Origin of the sequence: Streptomyces sp. HNM0574, from assembly GCF_012726235.1 — a bacterium.
Lineage (GTDB): Bacteria > Actinomycetota > Actinomycetes > Streptomycetales > Streptomycetaceae > Streptomyces.
Genome location: NZ_JAASAH010000017.1, coordinates 18,418 through 31,293 on the forward strand (window position 1 = coordinate 18,418; position 12,876 = coordinate 31,293).

At 72.1% G+C, this 12,876-nt stretch carries 9 protein-coding genes; 3 read left to right on the plus strand and 6 right to left on the minus strand.

Annotated elements, in window-relative coordinates; all coding sequences use genetic code 11:
• Window positions 1-6: 6 nt before the first annotated feature.
• Window positions 7-828, minus strand: coding sequence for an alpha/beta fold hydrolase (locus HCC30_RS23770; protein WP_169444806.1), 822 nt, complete (start codon window positions 826-828; stop codon window positions 7-9).
• A 195-nt stretch (window positions 829-1,023) separates the two neighbouring features.
• Between HCC30_RS23770 and HCC30_RS23775 the strand changes: the two genes are divergently transcribed.
• Window positions 1,024-1,911 (plus strand): MerR family transcriptional regulator, encoded by an 888-nt coding sequence (locus tag HCC30_RS23775; RefSeq protein WP_346776777.1) that lies wholly within the window; start codon window positions 1,024-1,026, stop codon window positions 1,909-1,911.
• Between the two features lie 54 nt (window positions 1,912-1,965).
• Here the strand turns inward: HCC30_RS23775 and argS are convergent, their stop codons facing one another.
• Window positions 1,966-3,762 carry an arginine--tRNA ligase gene (argS, locus tag HCC30_RS23780; RefSeq protein WP_169444808.1) on the minus strand — a complete coding sequence of 599 codons (1,797 nt, stop codon included), beginning with the start codon at window positions 3,760-3,762 and terminating at the stop codon, window positions 1,966-1,968.
• A gap of 284 nt (window positions 3,763-4,046) precedes the next feature.
• Here argS and lysS point away from each other — a divergent pair, with 284 nt between their 5' ends.
• Complete coding sequence (gene lysS, locus HCC30_RS23785) at window positions 4,047-5,786, plus strand: lysine--tRNA ligase (protein WP_169444809.1); 1,740 nt, start codon at window positions 4,047-4,049, stop codon at window positions 5,784-5,786.
• Window positions 5,787-5,854: 68 nt separating this feature from the next.
• Here the strand turns inward: lysS and HCC30_RS23790 are convergent, their stop codons facing one another.
• The 3 genes from HCC30_RS23790 to HCC30_RS23800 form a co-directional block, all read right to left on the minus strand.
• On the minus strand, window positions 5,855-7,255 hold the full coding sequence (locus HCC30_RS23790) for a DUF2637 domain-containing protein (RefSeq protein WP_169444893.1): 1,401 nt from the start codon (window positions 7,253-7,255) through the stop codon (window positions 5,855-5,857).
• A 230-nt stretch (window positions 7,256-7,485) separates the two neighbouring features.
• Entirely contained in the window at window positions 7,486-8,136 is a 651-nt protein-coding gene (locus HCC30_RS23795) for a DUF3558 domain-containing protein (protein WP_240979843.1), read from the minus strand.
• Window positions 8,137-8,334: 198 nt separating this feature from the next.
• A complete protein-coding gene (locus tag HCC30_RS23800) occupies window positions 8,335-9,390 on the minus strand; it encodes a hypothetical protein (RefSeq protein WP_169444811.1) in 1,056 nt (351 codons plus the stop codon).
• A gap of 254 nt (window positions 9,391-9,644) precedes the next feature.
• Between HCC30_RS23800 and HCC30_RS23805 the strand changes: the two genes are divergently transcribed.
• Window positions 9,645-10,838 (plus strand): RtcB family protein, encoded by a 1,194-nt coding sequence (locus tag HCC30_RS23805; protein WP_169444812.1) that lies wholly within the window; start codon window positions 9,645-9,647, stop codon window positions 10,836-10,838.
• A 329-nt stretch (window positions 10,839-11,167) separates the two neighbouring features.
• Here the strand turns inward: HCC30_RS23805 and HCC30_RS23810 are convergent, their stop codons facing one another.
• Complete coding sequence (locus HCC30_RS23810; protein WP_169444813.1) at window positions 11,168-12,790, minus strand: FAD-dependent monooxygenase; 1,623 nt, start codon at window positions 12,788-12,790, stop codon at window positions 11,168-11,170.
• Between the last annotated feature and the right edge of the window lie 86 nt (window positions 12,791-12,876).

The window sequence follows — 12,876 nt, forward strand, 5'->3', positions numbered from 1 at the left end:
CCTGGCTCAGCCCTGGGCGGCGAGGCGGTGGCCCTCGCCGGCGGCGGCCCGGAGGAGGGTGCGGGTCAGGGCCTCGGGGGTGGAGAGCATCGGCCAGTGGCCGGTGGGGAGTTCGAAGAAGGTCCAGCGGGGGTCGGCGAGTTGGCGGAAGCGTGGGGCGCCGGAGGCCACCAGCTTTTCGACGAGGGCGATGTCCGTCGTCCCGTTGACGGTGCAGAAGATGCCGGAGGCGGGGATTCCGTCGGCGGCGCCGGTGAGGCGGAGCGGCTGGGTGAGGGTGCGGAGGGGCTGGGGCGCGGCGAGGCGGGCCAGCCGGGTCACGTCCGCCGGGGAGACGCCGTGCACGTTGCTCAGGCGTTCCCACTCCTCGCGGGTGGGCGCCGGGACGCGCCAGCCGTCCTCGGCCCGGTCGGCCTGGCCGAGGATGCGCTCGCGCACGGCCTCCTCGGCCATTTCGGCGCGGACGAGGTCGTGCACGGAGAGGCCGTTCCCGGGGAGGGGCGCGTCGGCGTAGACGATGCGGGAGACCCGCTCGGGGCGCCGGTCGGCCGCGCCGAGTACGGGGTGGCTGCCGTAGCAGTGGCCGACGAGTACGACGTCCCGCGGCGAACCGGGGCCTGCCGGTGCCTCGATGTGGTCGATGATCTGCACCAGGTCCTCGATGTGCGTCGCCAAGTCGGTTTCCGGGCCCGCGAGATGGCGCCGGTCGCCCATTCCGGTGAGCGTCGCCGGGTACGCCTCGGCGCCGGACTCCCGCAGCAGGCGGGCGACGTCCCGCCACACCCAGTCGCCGGTGTGGCCGCCTGCTGCCAGTACGAATGCGGTCATCGTCGTCTCCGTCCCTCGTGCGAACCGTGGTCGGGCGCGGGCGGCTTTCCCCTGCGAGGCCGCCCGCGCCCGCCGGTACCGTAGGAACTCCCCCTGAGGGAGGTTCAAGACGTGTGTGAGGCGACACCAGCCGCCGGGCCCGGAGCGCCGGACGACGGCACGTGGAGCATCGGTGAGGTGGCCCGGCGGGCCGGCGTGACAGTCAAGACCGTGCGCTTCTACTCGGACCGCGGACTGCTGCCCGAGGCCGGGCGGAGCACCGGCGGGCACCGCCGGTACGGGCCCGAGGCGCTGGAACGGCTGCGCCGCATCCGCTCCCTGCGGACCCTGGACCTACCGGTTCCGCAGGTGGCACGGGCCCTCGATGAGGAAGCGGCGCTGGACGAGGCCATCGAGGGCCGGCTGCGCGAGCTGAACGGCCAACTGGCCGCGCTGCGCTGGCGGGAGGCGGCGCTCCACCTGCTGCGGGACGGGACGGTGGAGGAACGCGCGGAACGGCTGGCGCTGATCGGCGCCATGGGCACCCCGCCGACGACGGACGCGATGGCCTACTTCTGGCGCTGCGCGCTCCCCGTCCGGCTGCCCCGGCGGATCGTCACGCCCATCCTGGAAGCCGCCGTTCCGCAACTGCCCGCCGATCCCGGGCCCGAGCAGGTGCTGACCTTCGCTCGGCTGCACGCCGTCGTCACCGACCGCGCCGTGTGCACCGAGCACACCCGGTCCGTCTCGCGGCAGCCCGCGGGGACGGGTACCCGCCCCGAGCCGCTGTTCGAGGGGCTGCTCCAGGCGTACGCGCTGGCCGAGCCGGACCTCCGCGCCGGACGGGCCCCGCGCGCGGGCGAGGCGCTGGACTGCTTCGTCGCCGCGTACGCGCGGGCGCGCGGCACCCAGGACACCCCCGAGTTCCGCCACCGGCTCGGTGAACTGCTGCGGTGGGCCACCGTCCCGGCGATGGAGCGCTACTGGGAGCTCTTCGGCGAACTGGCTCCGGGGAGCGGGGAGTTGGAGCCGACGTACGGCGCCGCGCAGGAGTGGCTGCGGGGCGCGCTGGACGCGGCCTGCGCGGACGGGGTCACCGGCTAGGGGCGCTGCCCCCGGGGCGCCCGCGCCCCGTGCGGGGCGCGGGGGCTGCCGTGATCAGAGGCGGTCCGGGGTGCGGATGCCGAGGAGGGTCATGCCCTCGCGGAGGGTGCGGGCGGTGAGCTCGCAGAGGAACAGGCGGTTCTCCACCAGCTCGCGCGAGGGCGCCGTCAGCACCGGGCAGTGCTCGTAGAACGGGCTGAAGAGGGAGGCCAGTTCGTAGAGGTACGCGGCGAGGCGGTGCGGCTCGTACAGCTCGGCGGCCGTGGCGAGGACGTCGCCGAAGCCGTCGAGGTGCAGGGCCAGCGCCCGCTCCTGCGGGGTGAGTTCGACCTCGGGGTGCGCCACGGCGGGCGGCGCGTCCGGGCCGGCCTTGCGGAAGATGGACTGGATACGGGCGTACGCGTACTGGAGATAGACGCTGGTGTCGCCCTGGAGGGAGACCATGCGGTCCAGGTCGAACACGTAGTCGCGGGACATGGAGTTGGACAGGTCCGCGTACTTGACCGCGCCGATGCCGACCTGCTGGGCCCGCTCCTGGATCTCCTCCTCGGACAGGCCCAGGCCGCCGGCCTCGGCCTTCTCCCGCACCACGACCGCGGCACGCTCGACGGCCTCGTTCAGCAGGTCGACCAGGCGCACCGTCTCGCCCTCACGGGTCTTGAACGGCTTGCCGTCGGCGCCGAGGACCGTGCCGAAGGCAAGCTGCTTGGCCGCGCCCTCGGGCAGCCAGCCGGCGCGCTGCGCCGTCTCGAAGACCATCCGGAAGTGCAGTGCCTGCCGGGCGTCGACGACGTACAGCAGCTTGTCGGCGTGGAGATTGCCGATCCGGTCGCGGATGGCGGCGAGGTCGGTGGCGGCGTACCCGAAGCCGCCGTTGGACTTCTGCACGATCAGCGGGGTGGGCTTGCCGTCCTGGCCCTTGACGTCCTCGAAGAAGACGCAGAGCGCGCCCTCGGAACGGACGGCGACGCCCGACTCCTCCAGGTCCTTCACGACGTCCTGGAGGGCGTCGTTGTAGGCGCTCTCGCCGACGATGTCCTTGTCCAGGACCTCGACGTCGAGCTGCTCGTAGACGGCCTGGAAGTACGTCTTCGACTCGTCGACGATCTTGTGCCAGAGGTTCAGCGTCTCCTCGTCGCCGCTCTGCAGGGCGACGACGCGGTCCCGGGCGCGCGCCTTGAACTCCTCGTCGGAGTCGAAGACGGCGCGGGACGCCTTGTACAGCCGGTTGAGCCGGGCCATGGCGGCCTCGCCGGAATCCCCGGACCCGCTCCGGGCCGCGTCCGACTCGTGGTCCAGCTCGTGCGGGTGCTCGATCAGGTACTGGATGAGCATGCCGAACTGGGTGCCCCAGTCGCCGATGTGGTGCCGGCGCACGACCGTCTCGCCGCGGTGCTCCAGGATGCGCATGATCGCGTCACCGATGACCGTGGACCGCAGGTGGCCGACGTGCATCTCCTTGGCCACGTTGGGCTGCGAGTAGTCCAGGACGCTGGTGCCCGGGTTCTCCGCGAACGGGACGCCGAGGCGGCCCGACTCGTCGGACGCGCGCGCCGCGAGGGTGCGCAGGATGGCGGCGTCGGCGACGTCGATGTTGAGGAAGCCGGGGCCCGAGACCTCGACCTTGGCGATCTCGTCGTTCTCCGGGAGGGCGGCGACGACGGCGTCGGCCAGCTCACGCGGATTGCCCTTGAGCTTCTTGGCGAGCGCCAGCATGCCGTTGGCCTGGAAATCCGCCCTGTCGCTTCCTCGCAGCAAGGGGTCCGCGCCGGACGCTTCCGGCCGGGCTGCGGCGAGGGCGTCGGAGAGGCGCTGGTGGACCGTTGCGGAAAGGGAGGGGACCGAGGCCATGGGTGAGCTAACCGTTCCGTCGGGGTGGTCTGGGTGTCACGAGCCGTCTCGGTGCGGCCGCCGTCCTGTGTCTCGCATCCGAGCCGTTCAGGAGCCGTGCCGCAGCAGACGTTCCGCAAGTATCCCACGGTGCGCTCGACGGCCTGCCACCGCTTTTCCACAGGTAACGGGGACCGGTACGACCGGTGGCAACACCCTGTGGACGGGTGGGGGAAACGGCTCAGGACCGGGTGGGAGAATGGGCGCAGCAAGGCTAGGAGCATCGAGAGAAGGAAGTGCCGGAAGTGGCTCAGACCACCCCCGAGGCCGACTGGGTCTCCCGTATCGCCGATGAGGTCATCGCCGAGGCGGAGCGTCGTGCCCCCGGTAAAAAGGTTGTGTGCGCCTCCGGGCTGAGTCCGTCGGGGCCGATCCACCTGGGCAACCTGCGCGAGGTGATGGTGCCGCACCTGGTCGCGGACGAGATCAAGCGCCGCGGCGTGCCGTGCGAGCACCTCCTCTCCTGGGACGACTACGACCGCTTCCGCAAGGTCCCGGCCGGGGTCGAGGGCGTCGACGAGTCGTGGAACGCGCACATCGGCAAGCCGCTGACCGCCGTCCCCGCGCCCGAGGGCAGCCCGTACGACAGCTGGGCCGCGCACTTCAGGTCCGCGATGGAGGCGTCGCTCGCCGAGCTGGGCGTCGAGTACCGGGGCATCAGCCAGACCGAGCAGTACACCTCCGGCGTCTACCGCGAGCAGATCCTCTTCGCGATGCGTGAGCGCGCCCGCATCGACGCGGTCCTGGAGCGCTACCGCACGCTGGACAAGGCCGCCGCCGGCAAGGGCGGCAAGCAGAAGCAGCAGAAGCCCGCCGACGAGGCCGAGGTCGAGGCGGCGGAGGGCTCCGGCGCCGCGGCCGAGGACGACGGCTCCGGCGGCTCCGGCGAGTACTACCCGTACAAGCCGTACTGCACCGTCTGCGAGCGGGACCTCACGACGGTCACGGCGTACGACGACGAGACCACCGAGCTCAGCTACACCTGCCAGTGCGGCCACACCGAGACGGTGACGCTGCGCGAGTTCGACCACGGCAAGCTGGTGTGGAAGGTCGACTGGCCGATGCGCTGGGCCTTCGAGGGCGTCGACTTCGAGCCCAGCGGCGTGGACCACCAGTCGCCCGGCTCCTCCTTCGTCGTCGGCGGCCAGCTGGTGCGGGAGATCTTCGACGGGCAGCAGCCGATCGGCCCGATGTACGCCTTCGTCGGCATCAGCGGCATGGCGAAGATGTCCTCCTCGAAGGGCGGCGTGCCCACCCCCGCGGACGCGCTCCAGATCATGGAGGCCCCGCTGCTGCGCTGGATGTACGCGCGCCGCAAGCCCAACCAGTCCTTCAAGGTCGCCTTCGACCAGGAGATCCAGCGCACCTACGACGAGTGGGACGCGCTGGAGCGGAAGATCGCGGCGGGCAGCGCCCAGCCCGCCGACATCGCCGCGCACCTGCGTGCCTCCACCACCGCCGCCGGCCCGCTGCCCACGACGCCCCGCCCGCTGCCGTACCGCACGCTCGCCTCCGTCGTGGACATCACGGCCGGCAACGACGAGCAGACGCTGCGCATCCTCGGCGAGCTCGACCCCGAGCAGCCGGTGCGCGAGCTGGACGAGGCCCGCCCGCGGCTCGACCGCGCCCAGCGGTGGATCTCCACCCAGGTGCCCGCCGAGCAGCGCACCCGGGTGCGGGACGAGCCGGACACCGAGCTGCTGGAGTCGCTCGACGCCGAACAGCGCGAGTCGCTCCGCCTGCTGCTGGAGGGTCTGGACGAGCACTGGTCGCTGGACGGCCTGACGCAGCTCGTCTACGGCGTGCCGAAGGTGCAGGCCGGGCTCGACCCGGACGCGAAGCCCTCGGCCGAACTGAAGGTCGCGCAGCGGGCGTTCTTCGCCCTGCTGTACAAGCTGCTCGTCGGCGGTGACACCGGCCCGCGGCTGCCCACGCTGCTGCTCGCGGTCGGCGCGGACCGCGTCCGCAAGCTGCTGGGCGCGTAAGGACGCCGGCGCGTCGGCCCTCCGGGGCCGGCGCGGACGGAACGGCCCGATGGGCCTGGTGGGAGCGACTAGCCCGCCAGGCCCATTTCCGTGTTGTAGCGCTCCTTGAACTCCCGCATGTACGGGCCGAGATAGGTCTCCCGGAGCAGACTGCCGTCCGCCTCCGTGACCCCGTACCCGTCGTGCAGCGTGCGGGACAGCTGCCGCGCCGAGGGGAAACCGCCCTGCGCGGCGACGTATTCGCGGTACGCCAGGAAGTAGAACTCCTCGCGCGGCACCTCGTCCGGTATCCCGACGGGGTCGACGGGCGCGGGGTCGTCGGGCGCGGCCGGCCGGACCTCCGCGGCGGCGTTCTCCGCGAACTGCGCCTCGGGTGCGGCGCCTTCCGCGTCGGGGGAGCCGAGCGTGCGCCTGCGCCCCGGGGAGACCGGCACGGTCACCTGCGGACCGGACGCGGGGCTTCCGGCGGCGTACACGGGGGCGGGGGTGGCCAGTTCGGGCTGGAGCTGGGTGGGCTCGGGTTCGGGGTGCGGTCGGTCGGCGGTCTGCGGCTGGGGGCCGGGCTGCGGCGCGGGCTCGGCCTGGGCCTCGGGGTACGGCTGCGGTTCGGCGGGCGGTGCGGTGCCGTTGTGGGCCGCGGGCCCGGTCTGCTGCGCGGGCTCGTGGACGGGCGCGGGCTCGGGGGCCGCCGGAGCGGGTGACGGTGCGGCGGCGGGTGACGGGTGCGTCGCGGGTTCGCCGTGTACGGCGTCAACGGGCCCGTCCAGGGCGGGAGTCGGGGCGGGGGAGCCCGGGACGGGGGCGGGGGTGCGGCGGGTCGTCTCGGGGGCGGTTTCGGTGAGGGGGATGCCGTAGCGCGCGAGCTTCAGGGGCATCAGGGCCTCGACGGGGGCCCGGCGGCGCCAGTTCCGGCCGTAGCGGGCGCGCAGCCGGGTCTCGTAGACGAGGCGGTCCTGTTCCATGCGGATCACCTCGTCGTAGGAGCGCAGCTCCCACAGCTTCATGCGCCGCCAGAGCCGGAACGTCGAGGGGAAGGCCAGCAGCCAGCGGGAGACGCGGACGCCCTCCATGTGCCGGTCGGCGGTGATGTCGGCGATCCGGCCGACCGCGTGCCGCGCGGCCTCGACCGCGACGACGAACAGCACCGGGATCACCGCGTGCATGCCGACGCCGAGCGGATCGGGCCAGGCGGCGGCGCCGTTGAAGGCGATGGTGGCCGCGGTGAGCAGCCAGGCCGTCTGGCGCAGCAGCGGGAACGGGATGCGGATCCAGGTCAGCAGCAGATCCAGGGCGAGCAGGACGACGATGCCCGCGTCGATGCCGATGGGGAAGAAGGGGGCGAAGGCGCCGAAGCCCTTCTTCTCGGCGAGTTCGCGTACGGCGGCGTACGAACCGGCGAAGCCGATGGCGGCGATCACCACGGCGCCCGCGACGACCACGCCGATGAGTATGCGGTGCGTGCGTGTCAGTTGTACGGCCTGCACTGGAGTGCTCCCCCACCCTCGGAATCCGGCGTCGTGCCTCTGGTGCGCCCCGGCGTCCGCCGGCGGCGCACCAGACTCGCACACCCGTCAACCCGTTCGATGACCGGAGCCTGACGAGCGGCGGGACGCGAACGCGCCGGAGCCCGGCCCCGTGGTGCGGGGGCCGGGCTCCGGTGAAGTGCCGTCCGGGGGCGCGAAGTGGCGCCCGCCGCAGGTCACTTGAGGGCTGCGACAGCCTCCTTGGCGGCCTTCTGGGCCTTCTCCTGGAGGGTGTCGGCGCTCGGGGTGTCGCCGTCCTCGAAGCCCGCGCCCTCGTAGTCGACGACCACGACGACATTGTCACTGAGGGCGATGGTGCGCTGTTCCTGGAAGGTCTCGGACTTGCCCTTGTCGTCCTTCTTGTCGAGCTTGAAGCCCGTGGACGTGGCCTCGTCGCCGATGCCCTTGGCGTCGGTGGTCTTGACGCCCTCGTTGTCCTTGTCGCTCTTCAGGTCCTCGACCTGCTGCGCGGCGTACTTCTTGGCGAGGTTGGCGCCGGAGCCGCGGGACGGGTCGGACTCGAAACGCTTCAGGGACACCGTCAGCTGGCGGTAGTCGTACTTGTCGAGCCCGGTCCACAGGCAGCTGCCGGAGTCGCTGGTGTCTCCGGTGCCGATGCGCTTGCCGCCGGCGTTGTCGGTGCCGGGCGTCAGGTCCTTGACCGTCTTCTCCGAGAGGGTCTTGCAGGCGTCCGGGAGGTCCTTGTGCTTCACCGGCGCCGCGCTCGGGGTGTTCTGGGTCTCGGAGGCCGGGGGCGAGGAGGCACTGCTCTCCTTGCTGTCGGAGTCCGACGAGCAGGCGGTCATGAGCAGCACGGGGAGCGCCATTCCCGCACAGGCGAGGGTCCGAGCGAGACGCGGGGCGCTTCGCGGGGATTTACGGTGCATGGTTCCTTCGCTTCCGGTGATTGTGAGAGCGGTGTGTGTGCTCTGTGTTCTCAGGGTGGGCAAAGGCCCAGCCGGGGGAACGGTACGCGGCTCGTGGAGCGATGTGTGCCGTTCGTGGTTCCGGCCACACGCGCGGGGTCACTCGTCCTCGATGACCGCCGCGAGCTCTCCGGCCACCTTCTGGGCCTGTTCCTGCAGCTCATGGCTGTCCGGAGTGCTCTGCTTGTCGGTCGGCCACTCGTCGTACTTGATGGTCGCGATCACGTTGGCTGTGCGGAACACAACAGTGATGTCCCGGTGTACTCCGGAGTCATCGGTCGAGGGTTCGTCGTTGATGTAGGCCGCCTCGCCGATGCCGTCGAGGGTGCGGGGAGAGAGGTCCTCGGTGGGGCTGGGGGAGGCGCTGTCGCTCTCCTCGGAACTACCGGGCTCTTCCGTCCCGTTATCGCCCTTCTTGTCCGAATCTCCGTCCTGGCTTCCGGAGTTCTCAGCGTCCTCGCTCTTCGCGGACGACCCCGGCTCGGCGCTCGCGTCGGACGACGGGTCGTCGTGGCCGTTCCGGCCGCCGTTGGCCTTCTCGCCCTCCTCGTCCTCCGCGCTCTTGCCTGCGCCGCCCTCCGGGCTCTCCGTGCTCGCGCCGTCCTCGGCGCCCTTGCCGGGGCTCTCGCTGCTGCCGGGGCTCGCGCTCTCGGCATCCGTCGCGCCGGACTCCTCGTCCGTGGGGATGCCGGCCTTTCCGGCCCGCTCGTCGTACAGCAGCTCCGTCTGCTCGTCGTCGCTCACGGACGGGTCGTACGAGACGACGCGTTCGAGATCGATGGAGAGGTGGTGGCTGCCGAGCGTCGTGGAGCTCTTCCACTTGCAGCCGACCTGGCGGTCCGTGTCGTACGTCACCGACGGCTCGCCCTCGTACGGCGAGGTCTTCTCGTCCGCGCCCGCGGTCGCTGTTCCGCCGCCGGCGCTCGAAGCGGCGCCGGGGAGCAGCTGCTTGAGCAGGCCGGTGCTGACCGTGCCGCAGGGCTCGGGAAGCGTGCGGTACTTGCCCGGCGCCGCCGTGGACGTGGCGGAGGGGCCGCCGGGCTTGGCGTCCTCGCCGGTTCCGCCGTCGGGCGCGCTGGTGCACGCGGTGAGCCCGCCCGTCAGTGCGACGACCAGCGCGGCGCTGGTGGCGTACGTCCTTACCCTCCGCTGCACTGCCCATCCTCTCGGGTCGGTGGCGTGGCCGGGCCACGCGGGCCGCACGGACTCTTGCGTCGGCGGCGGCTCGGGCCGGTCGAAAACGTGTTGCCGCCATGAGGGGACGGCAGAACACAATGTCTACCCCACGCACTGTGCGGCCGTCCGGTCCGATGGCGACTATGTGGACTGAAGTCCGTCTTGTCCGGTAAGCGAATTTCCTTGCCCCGTGCGTGGTGTGAACCGTTTCTCACTCGGGGGAGTTGAGTGAAATGTCCTACAGCGAGCTGCCCGGCGCGCGGGTCCCGATCCGCATGTGGGCGGACCCGTCCACGGTCGAGGACGGCGCGCTGCGGCAGCTGCAGAACGTGGCGACCCTGCCGTGGATCAAGGGCCTCGCCGTCATGCCCGACGTGCACTACGGCAAGGGCGCGACGGTCGGCTCCGTGATCGCCATGCGCGACGCGGTCTGCCCGGCCGCCGTCGGGGTCGACATCGGCTGCGGAATGTCCGCCGTCCGGACCTCGCTGACCGTCAACGACCTGCCCGGAGACCTCTCCCGGCTGCGGTCGCGCATCGAGCAGGCCATCCCCGTCGGGCGCGGCATGCACGACGACCCGGTGGACCCGCGCCGGCTGCACGGCTACCCGACCGCGGGCTGGGCCGGCTTCTGGCAGCGCTTCGACGGCGTCGCCGAGGCGGTCAAGTTCCGCCGCGGACGGGCCAACCAGCAGATGGGGACGCTCGGTTCGGGCAACCACTTCATCGAGGTGTGCACCGACACCGAGGGCGCCGTGTGGCTGATGCTGCACTCCGGTTCGCGGAACATCGGCAAGGAACTCGCCGAGCACCACATCGGGATCGCGCGGAAGCTGCCGCACAACCAGGGTCTTGTCGACAGTGACCTCGCCGTCTTCGTCGCCGGCACCCCGCAGATGGCGGCGTACCGGCACGACCTGTTCTGGGCGCAGGAGTACGCGAAGCACAACCGCGCGGTGATGATGGGGCTGTTGCAGGACGCCGTCCGCAAGGAGTTCAAGAAGGCCAGGCCGGTCTTCGAGCCCGTCATCTCCTGCCACCACAACTACGTGGCCGAGGAGCGGTACGACGGGATGGACCTGCTGGTGACCCGCAAGGGCGCGATCCGCGCGGGCAGCGGTGATCTGGGCATCATTCCCGGCTCCATGGGCACCGGCTCCTACATCGTGCGGGGACTGGGGAACCCGTCGTCCTTCAACTCGGCCTCGCACGGCGCGGGTCGCCGGATGAGCCGCAACGCGGCGAAGCGGCGCTTCTCCGCGCAGGACCTGGCGGAGCAGACGAAGGGCGTGGAGTGCCGTAAGGACTCCGGTGTCGTCGACGAGATCCCCGGGGCCTACAAGCCGATCGAGCAGGTCATCGAACGGCAGCAGGACCTGGTGGAGGTCGTCGCCAAGCTCAAGCAGGTTGTCTGCGTCAAGGGATGAGGAGGTCTGCGGCAGTCCGGGCCGGTGGGTTCGGTCCGGGCTGCCGCTACCAGGCCGGCGTGGGACGGGAGTTCACCCCCCCGGCGAGCTGTCCGTCCGGGCGTTCTTATTTCTTGATCATTTAGAGCGGAGCCCCCCATGTCCATAACCCGGCTGTCCGTCGCGACCTCGACGCTTGCCGCCGGTCTACTGCTCTCCGGCTGCTCGGGCTCGTTTCACGTGGCAGCTGGGCGTGACCGTGAAGGTGACCGAGGTCGAGGGCGGCGAGATCAACTTCGGCATCAAGGTCGACGAGGCGCCCTCCCCGGCGCAGTGAACGAGGTTCGGCCTCACCCGCTCCCTGTCCGCCGGCCGATGAGGCGACGCTTGCCGCCGGATATCTCCTCGGGCAGGGGCGAGGGGGCGGCATCGGGCGCGACGCCCGTCCAGCGGGCGACGGCCCCCTGTGCCGACGCCGGGTGCGGGGCGTCGGCGGCCCAGGCGATGTAGCCGTCCGGCCGTACGAGCAGCGTCGTGCGCCGGGGGCTGCCGGACGTCCAGTGGGCGACGCGGCAGAGGTGCTGCTCCCGGGCCGCGCGCACCGCGGGCGGCAGGGCGGCGTCCTGTGGGGTGACGAGGACGAACCGGCCGCCGCGCAGGGCCTCTTGGAGGCGGCCGGAGTCCAGGGCCAGATCCGGGGCGCGCCTGCCCGTCAGCGGATGCGAACCGCGCTCGCGGCCGTACGAGAGGCCCACGCCGGTGATGGTGAGCGCGGCCCTCCGCTTCAGCGGGCCGAGGCCGTTCAGCAGCCGCGCGCCCACCGACCGCGCGGTGCGGCCGGCCCGGCCGTGCAGCAGCGCGACCCGGATGATCGCGCCGCTGACCCGCAGCACGAGCCTGCCGACGCGGTGCCGCTCCGTCTCGTAGCTGTCCAGCAGGCGCTCGTCCGCCCGGCCCTGGAGGGCCGCCGACAGCTTCCAGCTCAGGTTCGCCGCGTCCTGCAGGCCGGTGTTCATGCCCATCGCGCCCGCGGGGGAGTGGACGTGCGCCGCGTCTCCAGCGAGGAAGACCCGGCCGTGCCGGTACGACGGGGCCTGCCGCTCGTCGCTGTGGAAGCGGGAGGTCCAACTCGCCTCGTACAGGCCGTAGTCGGAGCCCAAGCACAGCCGCAGCAGCTCCCGCACCTCCTCCAGGGGGACGGGGGTGCCGCTGTCGGCCTGTCGGTGCCTGTTCCAGCCCGTGACGCGGTACCGGCCGCCGCCGAACGCCGCGAGGAGGGCGAAGCCGTCGTTCACGGCGGACACCGTGAAGGGCTCGGGCGGCGGAGAGGAGAGCCGCACGTCCGCCAGGACGAGGGAGCGCACCACGGACTTGCCCGGGAAGGGCAGCCCGAGCGCCTCGCGGACCGTGCTGCGCACGCCGTCCGTGCCGACGAGGTAGGCCGAACGCACCCTCGCCGGGCCGGACTTCTCGTCGTCCAGGAGGGCCACCACGCCGTCCGCGTCCTGGGTGAGGCCGGTCAGCCGGGTGTGGTGCCGGAAGGTGACGCCGAGCGCGCTCGCCCGGCGCTTCAGTACCCGCTCGACCTCGTACTGCGGGGTGAACAGGACGAACGGATAGCGCGAGGGGAGCTGCCCCGCCTCCAGCGCGGCGAGGCCGAACAGCCGCAGCCTGTCGATGACATGGCCGTCCGCGACCAGCTCGTCGGCCAGGCTCGGTCCGCCGCCGGGGGACGGGCGGCTGTCGAGCTGCTCCAGGGTGCGCGCGTGCACGACGAGGGACCTCGACAGGTTGCTCACCTCCTCCCCGCGCCGCTCCACGAGGACGACGGAATGGCCGGCCTCGGCGAGATCGCCGGCGAGCAGCAGGCCCGTGGGCCCGGCGCCGACCACGACGACGTCCGTCTCCGTCTCCGTGCTGTGTGTTCCCAACGCGCCGTTCCTCTGCTGCGTGTTCTCCGTGTCGCGTGTCATCGCCGCCTCCTCGGAGTGGGTGGTGAGCAGCGCCGAACGCTGCCCGGCCGGTCGACCGGTGCCCGGACCGCGAACCCCGGTGATCG

What these genes read in the sequence shown, in the direction of transcription:
- HCC30_RS23770 (WP_169444806.1), bottom strand. Translation starts at nt 828, where the DNA reads ATGACCGCATTCGTACTGGCAGCAGGCGGCCACACCGGCGACTGGGTG.
- argS (WP_169444808.1), bottom strand. Translation starts at nt 3,762, where the DNA reads ATGGCCTCGGTCCCCTCCCTTTCCGCAACGGTCCACCAGCGCCTCTCC.
- HCC30_RS23795 (WP_240979843.1), bottom strand. Translation starts at nt 8,136, where the DNA reads ATGGCGCTCCCCGTGCTGCTCATGACCGCCTGCTCGTCGGACTCCGAC.
- HCC30_RS23805 (WP_169444812.1), top strand. Translation starts at nt 9,645, where the DNA reads ATGTCCTACAGCGAGCTGCCCGGCGCGCGGGTCCCGATCCGCATGTGG.
- HCC30_RS23810 (WP_169444813.1), bottom strand. Translation starts at nt 12,790, where the DNA reads ATGACACGCGACACGGAGAACACGCAGCAGAGGAACGGCGCGTTGGGA.